The sequence below is a fragment of the Mycobacterium neumannii genome (assembly GCF_002245615.1).
GTDB lineage: Bacteria > Actinomycetota > Actinomycetes > Mycobacteriales > Mycobacteriaceae > Mycobacterium > Mycobacterium neumannii_A.
In genome coordinates this window covers 20,732-37,898 of record NZ_NKCO01000035.1, presented here as the reverse complement: position 1 = coordinate 37,898, position 17,167 = coordinate 20,732, and the positions used below count along the sequence as shown (strand labels likewise).

Here is a 17,167-nt window from a genome sequence, read left to right as displayed (position 1 = left end):
TCACCGCGCTGCCGCCCCCGCCACCCGAGCCGGGAGTCAACTGCCGGGAAGTCTCATGACGACCCAACCGCAGTCCGCCGTTTCCGTCGCGCCTCCACTTCCCAACCGGCGCAACGCCGAACTGCTCCTGCTGGGTTTCGCCACCGTCATCACCAGCCTTGCGCTCCTGCTCGTCGAGGCGAACCAGGAACAGGGACTGCACTGGGATCTCGCGCGCTACACCGTCGCCTACATGGCGCTCTTCAGCGGTGCCCACCTTGCGATACGACGCTTCGCCCCGTACGCCGATCCCCTGTTGCTGCCGGTCGTCGCGCTGCTGAACGGCTTGGGGCTGGTGATGATCCACCGCCTCGACCTGGCCGCAGGCGAACTGTCCCAGGACGGCCTCGGCGGCACGGCGAACCAGCAGATGCTGTGGACCCTGCTCGGCGTCGTCGGGTTTTCGCTCATCGTGATCTTCCTGCGTGACCACCGCCTGCTGGCCCGCTACGGCTACGTGTGCGGGCTCAGCGGCCTCGTCCTGCTCGCCATCCCCGCCGTGCTGCCGCGCGCGTTGTCCGAACAGAACGGCGCCAAGATCTGGATCCGCTTGCCGGGCTTCTCGATTCAGCCCGCCGAGTTCTCCAAGATTCTGTTGCTGATCTTCTTCGCCGCGGTCCTGGTGTCCAAGCGCAGTGTGTTCACCAGCGCCGGAAAACACGTCCTCGGCATGGATCTGCCCCGTCCCCGTGACCTCGCGCCACTGCTGGCCGCGTGGATCGCCTCGGTCGGCGTGATGATTTTCGAGAAGGACCTCGGCACTTCGCTGCTGCTGTACGCGTCGTTTCTGGTGCTCGTCTACGCGGCGACCGACCGGCTCAGCTGGGTTGTCATCGGGCTGGCCTTGTTCGCCGCGGGAAGCGTTGTGGCTTATCACCTTTTCGACCACGTGCAGGTGCGGGTGCAGACGTGGCTCGACCCGTTCGCCGATCCCGACGGCGCGGGCTACCAGATGGTGCAGTCGCTGTTCAGCTTCGCCACCGGGGGCATCTTCGGCACCGGCCTCGGCAACGGTCAGCCCGGCACGGTTCCCGCCGCGTCGACCGACTTCATCATCGCCGCGGTCGGTGAGGAGCTCGGTTTGGTGGGACTGGCCGCGGTGCTCATGCTCTACACCATCGTGATCATCCGGGGCCTGCGCACCGCGATCGCCGTGCGGGACAGCTTCGGAAAGCTTCTCGCCGCGGGCCTGGCCTCCACGCTCGCACTGCAGTTGTTCATCGTCGTCGGCGGTGTCACCAAACTCATTCCGCTGACCGGGTTGACCACGCCGTGGCTGTCCTACGGCGGCTCGTCGCTGCTGGCCAACTACGTGCTGCTGGCGATCCTGGTGCGCATTTCGCACGCCGCGCGGCGCCCGATCATCGCCGGCCCCCAGGCACCCACCCCGATCGCGGCGGCCAGCACCGAGGTGATCGAGAAAGTATGAACACCTCACTGCGCCGCATTGCCGTCACGGTCATGGCCTTGATCGTGCTGTTGTTGGGCAATGCCACGCTGACGCAGGTCTTGACGGCCGACGGGCTGCGCTCGGATCCGCGCAACCAGCGGGTGCTGCTCGATGAGTACTCCCGGCAGCGCGGGCAGGTCTCCGCGGGCGGCCAGCTGCTGGCGTATTCGGTGTCCACCAACGGCCGGTTCCGCTTCCTGCGGGTGTATCCAAATCCGCTGGCCTACGCCCCGGTCACCGGCTTCTACTCGCTGCAGTATTCGAGCAGCGGGCTGGAACGTGCCGAGGACTCCATCCTCAACGGCTCCGACGAGCGCCTGTTCGGCCGCAGGCTCGCCGACTTCTTCACCGGCCGCGACCCGCGCGGCGGTAACGTCGACACCACGATCAAGCCGCAGGTGCAGCAGGCGGCCTGGGACGCGCTGGAAGAGGGCTGCGACGGTCCGTGCAAAGGTTCGGTGGTGGCCATCGAGCCGTCGACCGGCAAGATCCTGGCGATGGTGTCGTCGCCGTCCTACGACCCGAACCTGTTGGCCACCCACGACATGGCCGCCCAGACCGAGGCGTGGCAACGCCTGCGCGACGACCCCGAATCGCCGCTGCTGAATCGGGCGATCTCCGAGACCTACCCACCGGGGTCGACCTTCAAGGTGATCACCACCGCGGCTGCGCTGCAGCGCGGCGCTACGGTGAACACACAGCTCACCGCGGAACCGCGAATCCCGTTGCCGGACAGCACCGCAACGCTGGAGAACTTCGGCGGCTCGGCCTGCGGCGGCGGGCCCACCACGTCGCTGCGGGAGGCGTTCGCCCGGTCCTGCAACACCGCGTTCGTCGAGCTGGGGATCGACACCGGCGCCGACGCGCTGCGTTCGACGGCGCGTGGGTTCGGGCTCGATGCACCGGCGCCGACGATCCCGCTGCAGGTGGTCGAGTCCGGCATCGGTCCCATCCCCGACGCCGCCGCGCTGGGCATGTCGAGCATCGGGCAGAAGGACGTCGCGCTCACGCCCCTGCAGAACGCCCAGATCGCCGCGGCCATCGCCAACAAAGGAGTGGCGATGAAGCCGTACCTGGTCGATAACCTGAAGGGACCGGACCTCACGAACATCGCCACGACGGCGCCGCAGGAGCAGCGCCGGGCGGTGTCGGAGCAGGTCGCCGATACACTTACGGACTTGATGGTCGCCGCCGAGCAGGTGACTCAGCAGAAGGGAGCCATCGCCGGCGTGCAGATCGCATCCAAGACCGGCACAGCGGAGCACGGTACCGATCCACGCAACACCCCTCCGCATGCCTGGTACATCGCCTTCGCCCCGGCTCAGGCCCCCAAGGTGGCGGTCGCGGTTCTGGTCGAGAACGGCGGTAACCGGCTGTCGGCGACCGGCGGCGCGCTGGCCGCTCCGATCGGCCGGGCCACGATCGCCGCGGCCCTGCGGGAGGGCTCATGACAGCCCGGCAGCAGGCGGACTGCGCGGCTTGTGACCAGGGGGCCTTATGACGGCTCGCGTGGGAGTGACGCTGTCGGGGCGCTACCGGTTAAAGCGGTTGATCGCCACCGGCGGCATGGGACAGGTCTGGGAGGCCGTGGACTCCCGGCTGGGCCGCAGTGTCGCGGTGAAGGTGCTCAAGGCCGAGTACTCCACCGACCCGGAGTTCGTCGAACGGTTCCGCGCGGAGGCCCGCACCGTCGCCATGCTCAACCATCCCGGCATCGCCAGCGTGTACGACTACGGCGAAACCGACATGGACGGGGAAGGTCGCACCGCCTACCTGGTGATGGAGCTCGTCAACGGTGAACCGCTGAACTCGGTGCTCAAACGGACCGGCAGGCTGTCGCTGCGCCATGCGCTCGACATGCTCGAGCAGACGGGCCGGGCCCTGCAGGTCGCCCACACCGCGGGGTTGGTGCACCGCGACGTGAAGCCGGGCAACATCCTGATCACGCCGACGGGCCAGGTCAAGCTCACCGACTTCGGCATCGCCAAGGCCGTCGACGCCGCACCCGTCACGCAGACCGGCATGGTGATGGGCACCGCCCAGTACATCGCCCCCGAGCAGGCGCTGGGCCACGATGCCACCGCGGCCAGCGATGTCTACGCGTTGGGAGTCGTTGGCTACGAATCGGTTTCGGGTAAGCGGCCGTTCACCGGTGACGGTGCGCTGACGGTGGCGATGAAGCACATCAAGGAGACCCCGCCGCCGCTTCCCGCCGACCTGCCGCCCAACGTGCGTGAGCTGATCGAGATCACGCTCGTCAAGAACCCCGGCATGCGCTACCGCTCCGGTGGTGCGTTCGCCGACGCGGTGGCGGCGGTGCGCTCCGGACGGCGCCCGCCGCGGCCGAACGCCGCGCCCTCGATCGGACGGGCCGCGCCCACCGCCGTGCCGTCGGCCACGCAGGCCCGCGCCGCCGCCGATATGACCGGGCGCGCCCCGGCCACCGCCGCCCGCCCGCGCTCGGCGACGGGCAGCCATCGGCCTCCCCCGCCCCGGCGGACGTTCTCCTCCGGCCAGCGCGCGCTGTTGTGGGCCGCGGGCGTGCTGGGAGCGTTGGCGATCATCATCGCGATCCTGATCGTGCTCAACGCCCAGGACCGCCAGGACAAGCAGACCCCGCCGCCGACGATCACCAATACGATCACCGAAACCACCCCCTTCGAGTCACCGGGTGCGCTTCCGGACCGGACCTTCCGCGAAAGCGGTGGCGGTGGTGATGGACAATCAGGGGTAACCACACCGCAGGCGATGGCGTCACCGGCAATGCCGCTGGCATCGCCGTCAGCCCCGGCACAGGAGCCCTACCAGCGGTATTCGGCTCCAGAACAGACATTGCAATGACGACCCCGCAACACCTGTCCGACCGCTATGAGCTCGGCGAGATCCTCGGCTTCGGCGGCATGTCCGAGGTCCACCTCGCGCGCGACGTACGCCTGCACCGCGACGTCGCGATCAAGGTGCTGCGCGCCGACCTCGCCCGCGACCCGAGCTTCTATCTAAGGTTCCGTCGCGAGGCCCAGAACGCCGCGGCGCTCAACCACCCGGCCATCGTCGCGGTCTACGACACCGGCGAAGCCGAGACCCCTCAAGGCCCGCTGCCCTACATCGTCATGGAGTACGTCGACGGCGTGACGCTGCGCGACATCGTCCACAACGACGGCCCGATGGAGGCGCGGCGGGCGATCGAGGTGATTGCCGACGCCTGCCAGGCACTGAACTTCAGCCATCAGCACGGCATCATCCACCGCGACGTCAAACCGGCCAACATCATGATCAGCAAGACCGGTGCGGTGAAGGTGATGGACTTCGGCATCGCCCGGGCACTGGCCGACGCCAACAGCGTCACCCAGACCGCGGCGGTGATCGGCACCGCGCAGTACCTGTCACCCGAACAGGCCCGCGGCGAGAAGGTCGACGCCCGTTCCGACGTCTACTCGCTGGGCTGCGTGCTCTACGAAATCCTCACCGGGGAGCCACCTTTCATCGGTGACTCGCCGGTGGCGGTGGCCTACCAGCACGTCCGTGAGGATCCGGTACCGCCGTCGCAGCGCAATCCCGCGATCGGCCCCGAACTGGACGCGGTGGTGCTCAAGTCGTTGGCCAAAAACCCCGACAACCGGTATCAGACCGCCGCCGAGATGCGCGCCGATCTGGTCCGGGTGCACAGCGGCGAACAACCGGAAGCGCCCAAGGTGTTCACCGACGCCGAACGCAGCTCGCTGCTGTCGGCGCCGACGGGCCACGAGCGCACCGAGCCGATCGACCCGATGCCCCCGGTGCCGGCCCCCGACGACTCCGACCGCGTCCGTCGCGGCTCGGTCGCCCGGTGGCTGGCTGCGGTCGCGGTGCTGGCCATCCTGACGGTCGTGGTCACCGTCGCGATCAACATGTTCGGCGGAACCACCCGCAGCGTCGAAGTGCCCGACGTCAGCGGTCAGCCGTCGGCGGACGCGATCGCCGAGCTGCAGAACCGCGGATTCAAGACCAGGACCCAACAGCGTCCGGACTCGACGGTGCCTCCCGACCACGTGATCGGCACCGATCCCAGCGCCGACTCGTCGGTCGAAGCGGGCGAGGAGATCACCATCAACGTCTCCACCGGCCCGGAGCAGCGCGAGGTCCCCGACGTCAAGAACCTGTCCTACACCCAGGCGACGGAGCGGCTGAAAGAGGCCGGCTTCGAGAAGTTCAAGTCGTCATCGTCGCCGTCGACACCCGAGCTGAAGGACAAGGTGCTCGGCACCAATCCCCCGGCCAACCAGACGTCCGCGATCACCAACGAGATCACGATCATCGTCGGTTCCGGTCCGCAGAGCCGTCCCGTACCGAGCGTCGAGAATCAGCCGGAGGCGCCGGCGCGTCAGATCCTGACCGCCGCCGGGTTCACCAATGTGGTGTCTGTCCAAATCGACAGCCCCGAACCGTGCGGACAGGTCATCGGCACCCTGCCTACGGCCGGCCAGGACACGGCGGTCGACGCGCCCATCCAGCTGCAGCTGTCGGCGTGCAACCAGTTCCTGATGCCCGACCTGCGGGGCATGTTCTGGACGGACGCGGAGCCGCGGCTACGCGCGCTGGGCTGGACGGGCTTCCTGGACAAGGGCGCCGACGTGCAGAACAGCGGTCAGCGCACCAACGCGGTGGTGACGCAGAACCCGGCGCCGGGTAGCGGCGTCAACTTCGGGGACACGATCACGCTGAGCTTCGCGTCGTAGTCGCTTCCCGGCCCGCGGCGATAGCGCTGGAGACTTCGTCTTCGAGCTGCCGAACCAGGGACTCGGTGGGCGCGGCGCCGCAGTAGCTCAGCCAGTTCGCCAGCATCCGGTGACCACCCTCGGTCAGGATCGACTCGGGATGGAATTGCACGCCGTGGATCGGCAGCCCGACATGGCGCACAGCCATGATGACGCCGCCTTCAGTGCGCGCGATGACCTCGAGTTCGTCGGGCACCGTGTCGGGCAGGATCGTCAGTGAGTGGTACCTGGTGGCGGTGAACGGATTCGGAAGCCGTTGCATCACACCGGAATTCGTGTGGTGGACGACGCTGGTCTTACCGTGCAGCAGTTCGGGTGCGCGGTCCACGGTGCCGCCGAACGCGACCCCGATCGCCTGGTGCCCGAGGCAGACGCCCAGCAGCGGGGTACCGGCCGTGGCGCACGCCTTGACGAGCGGGATCGAGGCGCCCGCCCGCTCGGGCGTGCCGGGGCCGGGGGACAGCAGCACTCCGTCGAAATCAGCGGCGGCCTTGGCGATATCGGCATCGGTGGCCAGTCGGTCGTCGTCGTTGCGCCACACCTGAGCCTGCACCCCGAGCTGACCGAGATACTGCACTAGGTTGAACACGAAGCTGTCGTAGTTGTCGACGACCAGGACCTGCATCAGCACAGGTTACTGGTTGCGCGTTCGGCCTACCGGATCGCGCCGGGTGCGACGTGCCACACCGGCGCAGGCCCCGATCAATATCCGATCGGTCCCGCGGGCTTGGCGAATTGCATCCGCAGCGGCTCCTTGTGGCCGACCAGTTCGACCGACGCCCGCGGATCTTCCGAATAACCCAGGCCGAACCGCACCACGTACTGGCGGTAGAGCGTGACAAGGGGAGCAGCCGCCAACGCCGCCTGCATCGCGGGCGCGTCGCCGATCGCGGTGATGACGTAGGGCGGACTGTACGTGCGCCCGTTGAGCAGCAGGGTGTTGCCGACGCACCTGGGCGCCGACGTGCCGATGATGCGCTGGTCCTGCATCTGAATGCCCTCGGCCCCCGCGCTCCACAACGCGTTCAGCACGGCGTCGATGTCCTGCTGGTGCACCACGAGGTCGTCGGGGGTGGCGTCGCGGGGGAAGCGGCCCTCGGCGTCGCGTTGCGCGTCGTTGAGCGTGACGACCAGGCCTGGGCCGAGTATCGGTTCCAGGCCCGCCTCGGCGGCCAGCCGCGCCGAGCGTGCGGTGATCGCGGTCAGGGCCGCATCCGCGCCCGGGCTGCCCCCGTGGTGACTGTCGACGGTCGACACCAGCGCATCGCGTTCTGCGCTGAGCCGGTCCACGGACTGCTGGGTCTCGCGGACCAGGTCGACCAGACGCGGGGCATCGCTGCGCCGGATCTCGTCGCCGCCGGAGACACCGTGGGTGGCGGCGAGCAGCAGACCGGCGAGCACACAGACCACCGGCACCCCGTACCGCCACGTCGTCGACCGCCGACCGACCGCCTGAGGCGTCGGCTTCCGACGATGCGACCGCTGCAACTGGCTTCCTTGACTCTGGTGTGCCGGGCCTGCGTTAGGCTCGTAGGTACATCGTCGCACTCAAGTAGTTCCGAAGTAGTCCCGAAGGTCACCCATGCCCAAGTCCAAGGTCCGCAAGAAGAACGACTTCGCCGCCAACCCGGTGAGCCGTACGCCCGTCAAGGTCAAAGCCGGGCCGTCGAGCACCTGGTTCGTCGTGCTGTTCGTCAGCCTGATGCTGATCGGCTTGGTCTGGCTGCTGGTCTTCCAGCTGGCGTCCTCGGCCATCCCGTTCCTCGCCGAGCTCGGCCCGTGGAACTACGCGATCGCCTTTGCCTTCATGATTACCGGGTTGTTGCTCACCATGCGGTGGCGCTGAGATCCTTCCCCCGGAAATGAATTCAACCTCGTCGCCTGGCGTTACCCTGCCAGCAACCGTTCGGTAATCGGATCACACGGATGTGATTCATCCCCATTGGGGATAGCACTTGGGGATAACCGCATATGTCCCGGTGGAAGGGTGTGGAGAACGCGTGCAGCAAACTCAGTGGAGCCCACCCGTCGGTGGCATCGCCGCGTGCGCCGTAGGCGGAATTATCTTGGCTAGCTTCGCTGTGAGCCTGATCACAGACCCGCCGGGGCGTCTTCTTGGGGGCGTTGCCGGGGTGGGTTTGCTCGTGTTTGCAATCTTCTCGTGGCGGGCACGACCCAAGCTGGCAATCGAAAATGACGCCCTAGTCAGCCGCGGGTGGTTCGGCACCAGAGTTTTGCCACGCACCGAGATCAAAGTGATCCGGATCACCGAGTTCCGCCGGTTGGCCCGCAAAGTCCGGCTTCTTGAGATCGACACCAACAGCGGCGACCTGATCGTGTTCACCCGTTGGGATCTGGGCACCGACCCGCTGCACGTACTCGACGTGCTGACCCAGACCGGCTACGCCGGCCCGGGTGCCTGACCAGCAGGCGTGCAGGCGCGCGAGACTACGGTTTCTGATACGTACGGCGCGAAATCCGTCAGAAACCGTCGTCTCGGCGACGTGTAGGGCGGGTTTTAGATCAGGCGATCGTGATCGAATCGACGACCACGGGGTCGGTCGGACGGTCGCTGCGGTCGGTCGCGGTGGTCGCGATGGCGTCGACCACCTTCTGCGATTCCGGGTCGACGACCTCGCCGAAGATCGTGTGCTTGCGATTGAGGTGCGGGGTCTTGGTGACCGTGATGAAGAACTGCGAGCCGTTGGTGCCGGGTCCTGCGTTGGCCATGGCCAGCAGGTAGGGCCGGTCGAACTGCAACTCGGGGTGGAACTCGTCTTCGAACTTGTAGCCCGGCCCGCCGCGACCCGTACCGGTGGGGTCGCCGCCCTGGATCATGAAGCCGTCGATGATGCGGTGGAAGACCACGCCGTCGTAGAAGGGTCCGGACGTGCCGCCCGATGCGTTCTCACCGCTGTAGTCCTTGGTTCCCTGCGCAAGGCCGACGAAGTTGGCCACGGTCTTGGGCGCGTGGTTACCGAAGAGTGCGATCTTGATGTCGCCGCGGTTGGTGTGCAGTGTCGCGGTCGCTGTCTGAATGGGGCTCGTCACGGGATGTCAGTGTGCCACGCCGCGTTCGGCGCCCTTCCGGCACCGTTGGGTTCGCGTAAATGGCAGGCTGTTGTGGTCGCACCCCGGCCGCGAGAAAGGCACGCCCATGAGCACCAGGACCGAGATCCGGTTGAGCCCCGGCCAGCGGTTGAGCCGCGGCCTGAAGTACACGGCGGTCGGGCCGGTCGATGTCACGCGCGGCGCTCTGGGTCTCGGGGTCAACGGTGCACAGTCGTCGGCGGCGTGGGTGGGGGACCGGTATCGCCGGGGCCGCATCAAGGCTCAGCTGAGCGAGGACCTGGCCGCCGCGCAACAGGCGATCGCGCAGGAGCTCGTCGCAGCGCAGGAAGCCGTTTCCCAGGTGTTGCAAGGAACGGCTCCTACGCGTGCGGCCAAGACCCGACAGCGCAGACGCCGGCTGGTGTTGGCGGCGGCCGGTGTCGTCGCGTTGGCCGGGGGAGCGGTGGCGTTCTCGATCGTGCGCCGGTCGACGCAGCCCGAGCCCTCGCCGCTGCCGCCGAGTGTGGAAGTGACGCCGAAACCCTGAGCGATTTCAGGGTCGGCCGGGAATCGAAGTGGAGCCTAGGAGAATCGAACTCCTGACATCTACCTTGCAAAGGTAGCGCTCTACCAACTGAGCTAAGGCCCCTGGTCTGCAGGCGGCGCATCGGGCGCCGCGTGCCACACCTCGATGCCGTGGCGCGAGCGCCAGACCGCGACGGAGACTGCCGCGACGATCGCCATGGCGATCAGCAGCACCCGCCTCATGGTGTGAACCTTTCCGTGGGGCTAGGAGGACTCGAACCTCCGACCTCTTCGTTATCAGCGAAGCGCTCTAACCGCCTGAGCTATAGCCCCGTACCGGCTCCGATGGCCGAGCGACGAGATTACCGCAATCGTGGGCTCGCGCCCAAACCGCGGTGCACGCCTCAGTTTTGTCGGCGAGCCGACAATTCAGTCCCGGTCGGCGAGCGTGACTTCCACGCCGCCGACCAAGTCCGTGGTCAGGTTGTAGATGAACGCACCGATGGTCGCCATCGCGGTCAGCAGCACGATGTTGACCAGCCCGATCAACGTGGCACCGCCGAAGATGGTTCCGCTGGACACCAACTCACCGCCGGAACCACCGCCCGCGCTGGTGAGCAGGTCGCCGACGTTGGTGTTCAGCTTGCTCCACACGCCCATCCCGCCGAGCACGAGGTACAGGAACGCGACGGCGATCATCCACACGAAAAACAGCGCGACCGACAGCACCGCCGACACCTTCAGCGTGCTCCACGGGTCGATCCGGCGGATCTGCATGCTGGCCCGCACCGGACCTTTGTGCCGCGCGCCGACCTGGACGCGGGCGGCGGACGGGGGCCGGCTTCCCGGTTCCGGGTGCGGGCGGTCGGCGGGCTTGCGCTGCTGCGCCGGGCGCGGCATCGGCCCGGACAGGTCCGGTAGCTCGCTGGCGTACGCCTCAGGCCGTGGTGACTCGGGCCGCTCGCTGCGCGCCGGCACCTCTTCGGTCGGCGTCGAACCGCCCACCATGTAGCGGTTCGGTCGGCCACCGACATTCGGGGAGTTGTTCGGATTGCCGCGCTGGTCCTCGGCGGTCCGCTCGGGTGGAAGCCCGTCGTCGCCCTGGCTACCCTCGCGCGGGCCCGGCCCAGGAGCCCGCCTCGGTGGCTCCGGAGGCCGCTGACCCGGCTGCGCGGTCCGCGCCGCGGGGCCGCGCTGCCATGGCGGCACCTCGGCGCGGTCGGGAACCTCGGACCGCGTGCCGAGGGCGTCCTGGTTGGTCGCGGAGCCGTTGGCGCCGCCTGGACTGTCGCCCCCGCGGGGGCGTCCCGGCTCGTTCGGTGAACTCACCTACGGCTCCTCACTGGTCCCGTCCCCGGATCAGGCACCGGGGTCGGTGTTGACCTCGTCGGTGCTGTCGCCTTCCTCCGCGTTGCGCGCGATGGCTATCAGTGTCGTGCCCTCACCCAGGTTCATCAACCGAACGCCCTTGGTTTGCCGCCCGGCCTTGCGAACCTGGCGAGCCGCCGTCCGGATGACGCCCCCACCGGAGGTGATGGCGTACAACTCTGTGTCGTCATCGACGATCAACGCACCCACAAGATTGCCACGGCGCTTGTCGAATTGGATCGTCAGTACCCCTTTACCGCCGCGGCCCTGCACCGGGTACTCCTCGATCGCGGTGCGCTTGGCGTAGCCGCCGGAGGTCGCGACCAGCAGATACGTATCCGGTCGCACTACGTTCAGCGACAGCAGCTCGTCGTCGGTGTTGAACCGCATGCCCTGCACACCGGAGGTCGCCCGACCCATCGGCCGCAGCGCCTCGTCGGTTGCCGAGAACCGGATGGACTGACCCTTGGCCGACACCAGCAGCAGGTCGTCGTCGGCCGAGCACAACACTGCACCCACCAGTTCGTCGCCGTCGCGCAGGTTGACCGCGACGATCCCGCCGGAGCGGTTGGAGTCGAAGTCGACCAGCCGCGACTTCTTCACCAGACCGTTGCGGGTGGCCAACACCAGGTACGGCGCATCCTCATAGGTCTTGAGCTGGATGACCTGCGCGATCCGCTCTTCGGGCTGGAACGCCAGCAGGTTCGCCACATGCTGGCCCCGTGCGGTGCGCGACGCCTCGGGCAGTTCGTATGCCTTGGCGCGATAGACCCGGCCCTGAGTGGTGAAGAACAGGATCCAGTCGTGCGTCGAGCAGACGAAGAAGTGGTTGACGATGTCGTCCTGCTTGAGCCCGGCGCCCTGCACGCCCTTGCCGCCGCGCTTCTGGCTGCGGTACAGGTCGGTCTTGGTGCGCTTGGCGTAGCCGGTCTCGGTGATCGTGACGACGACGTCCTCGCGGGCGATCAGATCCTCGTCGGCGACCTCACCGTCGGCGGCCACGATCCGGGTGCGGCGGTCGTCGCCGTACTTGTCGACGATCTCTTTGAGCTCGTCGCGCACGATCGCGCGCTGCCGCTCGGGCTTGGCCAGGATGTCCTCGAGGTCGGCGATCTCGGCCTCGATCTTGGCCAGGTCGTCGACGATGCGCTGCCGTTCCAGAGCGGCCAGGCGACGCAGCTGCATGTCCAGGATCGCCTGGGCCTGGATGTCGTCGATGTCGAGCAGCTCGATCAGGCCTTGGCGCGCCACGTCGACGGTCTCCGACGCCCGGATCAACGCGATCACCTCATCGAGCGCGTCGAGCGCCTTGACCAGCCCGCGCAGGATGTGGGCCCGCTCGTTGGCCTTGCGCAACCGGTAGCGGGTGCGCCGCACGATCACGTCGAGTTGGTGGTTGACGTAATGGCGGATCAGTTGGTCGAGGCGCAATGTCCGCGGCACGCCGTCGACGATGGACAGCATGTTGGCCCCGAAGCTGGTCTGCAGCTGGGTGTGCTTGTAGAGGTTGTTGAGTACCACCTTGGCGACCGCATCGCGCTTGATCTCGATGACGATGCGCAGCCCGACGCGGTCGCTGGACTGGTCTTCGATGTTGGAGATCCCGGCGAGCTTGCCGTCGCGGACCTGCTCGGCGACCGAGGTGATGAAGTTGTCGTGGTTGACCTGATACGGCAACTCGGTGATGACGATGCCGGTGCGGCCGCGGCTGTCCTCCTCGATCTCCACCACACCGCGCATGCGCACCGATCCGCGCCCGGTGGTGTACATGTCGCTGATCCCCTGGGACCCCACGATCAGGCCCGAAGTGGGGAAGTCCGGGCCTTTGACGCGTTCGGTGACGGCCGCCAGCGTGGCCTCCTCGTCGGCGTCGAAGTTCTCCAGGCACCAGTACACCGCGTCGGCCAGCTCACGCAGGTTGTGCGGCGGAATGTTGGTGGCCATACCGACGGCGATACCGCCCGAACCGTTGGCCAACAGGTTGGGGAACCGGCTCGGCAGTACCGTGGGCTCCTGCACCCGCCCGTCGTAGTTCGGGATGAAATCGACTGTCTCCTCGTCGATTTCGCGCAGCATCTCCATGGCCAGCGGAGTGAGCCGCGCCTCGGTGTTGTGGCTGACGAAGCCGTTCGTGATGAACGAGTGGTCTGCCGTATCGACTCGCAGGCTGTACACGGGCTGCACGCCCGCGTCAGTCACCGATGCCACACGGGCGTAGAAGAACCGGCCGTCGGTGAGTTCCTGAGCGATCGCCCGGACGTCTGGATCGGCGATACGGCCGAGAATCTCAGCGCCATCGCGCTGCCAGCGAGACAGCCGATCGATGTTGTGTCTGTTCAGCCAGTCCTTATCGACCCAGCGGCTACCGCTATGCTTGCGAACAAATTGCGCGAGACCTGGGACGTAGTCACCGTCCCGGCCGGCTGCCGCCTTGGGAAGTGCGTCCAGTAACCGCTGCAGCTTTGCCTGCTTCATTCCGCCAAATCCAAGCTGCGCAGCGAACAGTTCTGCCTGCGCCCTGCTTGTCAGCACGACTTTGTGCTCCCCGGTCGCGTGTACGTAGCGGCGCGAGATCACCCCGAATTCCAACAGCATCTGCTGGATGTCCTTGGCAAGGCGTCCGCTGCGTGTCGAATACGAGACCTGAATCGTGTTACGCGGCAGCGCAGAACACGATCCGTCTCCCTCGAACAGCGCCTGCAAGAACACTCGTTTAACGGCAGCCGGTGCATTCCACAGCCATTCCGGCACCGCCTTGTCGGCCGAGCGCTGCCCCACCAATTCGCCGAGTCGGGTCTTCTTCAGCGCAGTGAGGTTCTGTATGTCGAGCTCGTGGAGCACGGAACCCGAGGCGATCGTGCGCGACGATACGTAGCGCCGACCACCGACAATTGTGTCGTAAGCAGTCAGGACGGCGTTGAAGAAATCGCGGTCCAGATTGTTGAAACCAGCACGGGTTTCCGATACGAAACCCTCGCTGATGAAGGCTCCGAGCAGTAGCGCCTCGAACGTGTCCTGCCAGTCCGCGGGACCGAACTCCGTCGGCGCGGTGCGCTGGAGAACTACGTAGTCGCCCGGTCGAACTTCTTCGGTCAGTTTCCATAGCAGCGTCGGCACACCACCCACGTCAACGAGGCATAGCAACGGGTGATTGGCAGTGCCCGTGACCTCGTAACCCTCTGCGGTGCGGACGGTGTATGTCTCATGTTCGCCGGAATGGAACAATTTGTCGGCAATCACGGGATTCCCGTGCCGGTCGAGGACCTTGAGATCAATGCTGTTGTCCGAGTTCGGATGTGCTCCGGCGACGACGTCACCGATGCGAACCGATTGCCCAAACGGCAAGCGCACCAATGCGTCGCCCGTCAGGCAATAGCGCATGGCGGCCGGCGGGTCGTTGCCCGGCGAGCCAAAGTTGCCCTGCCCGTCGACCAGCGGGTAACGCAGGGACCACGGCTGGGCCATCCGGACCAGGGTGTCGTAGATCGACGCGTCACCGTGCGGGTGGTAGTTACCCATCGTTTCGGCAACGGAGCGTGCGGATTTCGCGTGGCTGCGGTCCGGACGGAAGCCGGAGTCGAACATCGCATACAGCACTCGCCGGTGCACGGGCTTGAGGCCGTCGCGCACCTCGGGCAGCGCGCGCCCGACGATCACGCTCATCGCGTAGTCGATGTAGCTGCGCTGCATCTCCTGCTGGATATCGACCGGTTCGATGCGGTCGCCTGCTTCGTCGCCGGGCGGCAACGTTGTGTCAGTCATCAGTCAGCCTTAGTATCGGGTTGAATTTGCGACGGTGTCCTTGTCGCTAAACATCGAGGAAGCGCACGTCTTTGGCATTTCGGGTGATAAAACTGCGGCGAGCCTCGACGTCCTCGCCCATCAGGATCGAAAACAGCTCGTCGGCGGCCGCAGCGTCGTCGAGGGTCACCTGCCGCAGCACCCGCACCGACGGGTCCATCGTCGTCTCCCACAGCTCCTTGGCGTCCATCTCGCCCAGACCCTTGTAGCGCTGGATGCCGTCGTCCGGGTTGATCTTCTTGCCCGCCTTGCGACCCGCCTCGAGCAACCCGTCGCGCTCGCGGTCGGAGTAGGCGAATTCCGGCTCGCTGCGCTGCCACTTGAGCTTGTACAGCGGCGGCTGCGCGAGGAACACATGGCCGTTTTCGATGAGCGGCTTCATGAATCGGAACAACAGCGTCAGCAGCAGCGTCGAGATGTGCTGGCCGTCGACGTCGGCGTCGGCCATCAGAACAATCTTGTGATAGCGCAGTTTCGAGATGTCGAACTCGTCGTGGATGCCGGTGCCCAGCGCGGTGATGATCGCCTGGACTTCGGTGTTTTTGAGCACCCGGTCGATACGGGCCTTCTCGACGTTGATGATCTTGCCGCGCAGCGGCAGGATCGCCTGAAACATCGAGTCACGGCCGCTCTTGGCCGAGCCGCCTGCCGAATCGCCCTCCACCACATACAGTTCGGACTTGCGCGGGTCGGTGGAGCGGCAGTCGGCGAGCTTGCCGGGCAGCCCGCCGATGTCGGTGGCGCTCTTGCGGCGCACCAACTCCCGAGCCTTACGCGCGGCGATCCGGGCCTGCGCCGACGAAACCGCCTTGTTCACAACGGTCTTGGCCTCGGCGGGGTTGGCGTCGAACCAGTGCGTCAGCTCCTCGTTGCAGATCTTCTGCACGAATGACTTGACCTCGGTGTTGCCCAGCTTCGTCTTGGTCTGCCCCTCGAACTGCGGTTCGGCGACCTTCACCGAGATCACCGCGGCCAGCCCCTCGCGGATGTCGTCACCGGTGAGGTTCGGGTCCTTGTCCTTGAGGAGCTTCTTGTCCTTGGCGTACTTGTTGACCACCGACGTCAGTGCGGCCCGGAAGCCTTCCTCGTGAGTGCCGCCCTCGTGGGTGTTAATGGTGTTGGCGAAGGTGTGTACCGACTCGGAGTAGCCCGCGTTCCACTGCATCGCGATCTCGACCTCGTGGCCGGGACCCTTGCCGTCGAAGTCGATGATGCTCTGCTGGATCGCCGTCTTGGTCCGGTTGATGTGTTTGACGAAGTCCACCAGACCACCGGGGTAGTGGAAGACACGGTGCTTGACCTTGTGCGGTTTCGAGTTCTCGGCGGCCTTCTCGTCGGCGGTCTTGGGCGCCTCGGCGGTGTCGCTGACCACCTCGTCGACGACCTCTTCGGCGGTCACCCGCTCGTCGGTCAGCTCGATGGTCAGGCCCTTGTTGAGGAACGCCTGCTCCTGCAGCCGGCGAGCGACCGTCTCGAAGTCGTATTCGGTGGTCTCGAAGATGTCGGGGTCGGCCCAGAACCGCACCGTCGTGCCGGTCTCCTTGGTCTTGCCGCCCTGCTTGAGCTCACCGGGCACCGAGCGGTCGTAGTACTGGAACCACTCGTAGCCGTCCCGCAGGATCGTCAGCTCGACCCGCCTGGACAGCGCGTTGACCACCGAGACACCGACGCCGTGCAGACCGCCCGAGACCGCATAACCGCTGTTCTCGCCGCCGAACTTGCCTCCTGCGTGCAGTTGGGTCATGACCACGTCGACGGTCGGGATACCCGCCTGCTTGTGCTTCTCGACGGGGATGCCGCGCCCGTCATCGGTCACGCTGACGCTGCCGTCGGCGAGGATCTTCACGTCCACCCTGGTGGCGTAGCCGGCCATCGCCTCGTCGATCGCGTTGTCGACGACCTCCCAGATCAGATGATGCAGACCACGCTCGCCGGTGGACCCGATGTACATGCCCGGACGTTTGCGGACAGCTTCGAGACCCTCAAGGATGGTGATTGCATCGGCGCCGTACTCCTTAGGAGCACTCTTCTTCTGGGCAGCCACGTTGGACGGGTCTCCTTGGTCTCTTGCCGGGGAAGGCTGGCGAGGCGGTCGACCACCGCCTGCGGATCTGCTTCCATCCTACCGGCAGAGCTTCACAGCACCGACTCTGAGGCGGCGTTTCTGCACACCTATTTG

Annotated in this window: 14 protein-coding genes and 2 tRNA genes; 7 read left to right on the top strand and 9 right to left on the bottom strand. The window is 66.6% G+C overall.

Going from position 1 to position 17,167, the window contains the following annotated elements:
• Positions 1-55 precede the first annotated feature (55 nt).
• From CEX88_RS25015 to pknB, 4 genes are read left to right on the top strand one after another with little or no spacing between them, the layout of a single operon-like run.
• Complete coding sequence (locus tag CEX88_RS25015; RefSeq protein ID WP_066840952.1) at positions 56-1,468, top strand: FtsW/RodA/SpoVE family cell cycle protein; 1,413 nt, start codon at positions 56-58, stop codon at positions 1,466-1,468.
• Positions 1,465-2,940: a D,D-transpeptidase PbpA gene (gene pbpA / locus CEX88_RS25010; RefSeq protein WP_094295542.1), complete on the top strand. Its 1,476-nt coding sequence runs from the start codon at positions 1,465-1,467 to the stop codon at positions 2,938-2,940. The genes CEX88_RS25015 and pbpA overlap by 4 nt, the downstream gene beginning before the upstream one ends.
• Before the next feature lie 46 nt (positions 2,941-2,986).
• Positions 2,987-4,330, top strand: coding sequence for a protein kinase domain-containing protein (locus tag CEX88_RS25005; RefSeq protein WP_094295541.1), 1,344 nt, complete (start codon positions 2,987-2,989; stop codon positions 4,328-4,330).
• Positions 4,327-6,204 carry a Stk1 family PASTA domain-containing Ser/Thr kinase gene (pknB, locus tag CEX88_RS25000; RefSeq protein WP_094295540.1) on the top strand — a complete coding sequence of 626 codons (1,878 nt, stop codon included), beginning with the start codon at positions 4,327-4,329 and terminating at the stop codon, positions 6,202-6,204. The genes CEX88_RS25005 and pknB overlap by 4 nt, the downstream gene beginning before the upstream one ends.
• Here pknB and CEX88_RS24995 read toward each other — a convergent pair.
• Entirely contained in the window at positions 6,182-6,868 is a 687-nt protein-coding gene (locus tag CEX88_RS24995; protein WP_094295545.1) for an aminodeoxychorismate/anthranilate synthase component II, read from the bottom strand. The genes pknB and CEX88_RS24995 overlap by 23 nt on opposite strands.
• 77 nt (positions 6,869-6,945) lie before the next feature.
• The gene (locus CEX88_RS24990) at positions 6,946-7,731 is read right to left on the bottom strand and encodes a DUF881 domain-containing protein (RefSeq protein ID WP_094295539.1); all 786 of its coding nucleotides are present in this window, start codon (positions 7,729-7,731) and stop codon (positions 6,946-6,948) included.
• A gap of 94 nt (positions 7,732-7,825) precedes the next feature.
• On the opposite strand from CEX88_RS24990, the gene crgA reads away from it, so the two are divergent.
• Both crgA and CEX88_RS24980 read left to right on the top strand, forming a co-directional pair.
• Positions 7,826-8,089 (top strand): cell division protein CrgA, encoded by a 264-nt coding sequence (gene crgA, locus CEX88_RS24985; RefSeq protein ID WP_064394683.1) that lies wholly within the window; start codon positions 7,826-7,828, stop codon positions 8,087-8,089.
• A 154-nt stretch (positions 8,090-8,243) separates the two neighbouring features.
• Positions 8,244-8,666, top strand: coding sequence for a PH domain-containing protein (locus CEX88_RS24980; RefSeq protein WP_094295538.1), 423 nt, complete (start codon positions 8,244-8,246; stop codon positions 8,664-8,666).
• 100 nt (positions 8,667-8,766) lie between these two features.
• On the opposite strand, the gene CEX88_RS24975 is transcribed toward CEX88_RS24980, so the two are convergent.
• Positions 8,767-9,294 (bottom strand): peptidylprolyl isomerase, encoded by a 528-nt coding sequence (locus CEX88_RS24975; RefSeq protein WP_064346142.1) that lies wholly within the window; start codon positions 9,292-9,294, stop codon positions 8,767-8,769.
• A 106-nt stretch (positions 9,295-9,400) separates the two neighbouring features.
• Here CEX88_RS24975 and cwsA point away from each other — a divergent pair, with 106 nt between their 5' ends.
• Entirely contained in the window at positions 9,401-9,841 is a 441-nt protein-coding gene (gene cwsA / locus CEX88_RS24970) for a cell wall synthesis protein CwsA (protein WP_094295537.1), read from the top strand.
• Between the two features lie 29 nt (positions 9,842-9,870).
• On the opposite strand, the gene CEX88_RS24965 is transcribed toward cwsA, so the two are convergent.
• The 6 genes from CEX88_RS24965 to gyrB all read right to left on the bottom strand — a co-directional run bounded on the left by CEX88_RS24965 (position 9,871) and on the right by gyrB (position 17,032).
• Positions 9,871-9,943: transfer RNA gene (locus tag CEX88_RS24965), tRNA-Ala, on the bottom strand.
• Positions 9,934-10,062: a hypothetical protein gene (locus tag CEX88_RS26555; RefSeq protein WP_274381145.1), complete on the bottom strand. Its 129-nt coding sequence runs from the start codon at positions 10,060-10,062 to the stop codon at positions 9,934-9,936. Before CEX88_RS26555 ends, CEX88_RS24965 begins: the two co-directional genes overlap by 10 nt.
• 16 nt (positions 10,063-10,078) lie before the next feature.
• Positions 10,079-10,152, bottom strand: a tRNA-Ile gene (locus CEX88_RS24960).
• A gap of 96 nt (positions 10,153-10,248) precedes the next feature.
• Positions 10,249-11,148, bottom strand: a complete 900-nt coding sequence (locus tag CEX88_RS24955; RefSeq protein WP_066840964.1) for a DUF3566 domain-containing protein — start codon at positions 11,146-11,148, stop codon at positions 10,249-10,251.
• 30 nt (positions 11,149-11,178) lie between these two features.
• Positions 11,179-14,949 carry an intein-containing DNA gyrase subunit A gene (gene gyrA / locus CEX88_RS24950; protein ID WP_094295536.1) on the bottom strand — a complete coding sequence of 1,257 codons (3,771 nt, stop codon included), beginning with the start codon at positions 14,947-14,949 and terminating at the stop codon, positions 11,179-11,181.
• 46 nt (positions 14,950-14,995) lie between these two features.
• Complete coding sequence (gene gyrB, locus CEX88_RS24945; RefSeq protein ID WP_094295535.1) at positions 14,996-17,032, bottom strand: DNA topoisomerase (ATP-hydrolyzing) subunit B; 2,037 nt, start codon at positions 17,030-17,032, stop codon at positions 14,996-14,998.
• Between the last annotated feature and the right edge of the window lie 135 nt (positions 17,033-17,167).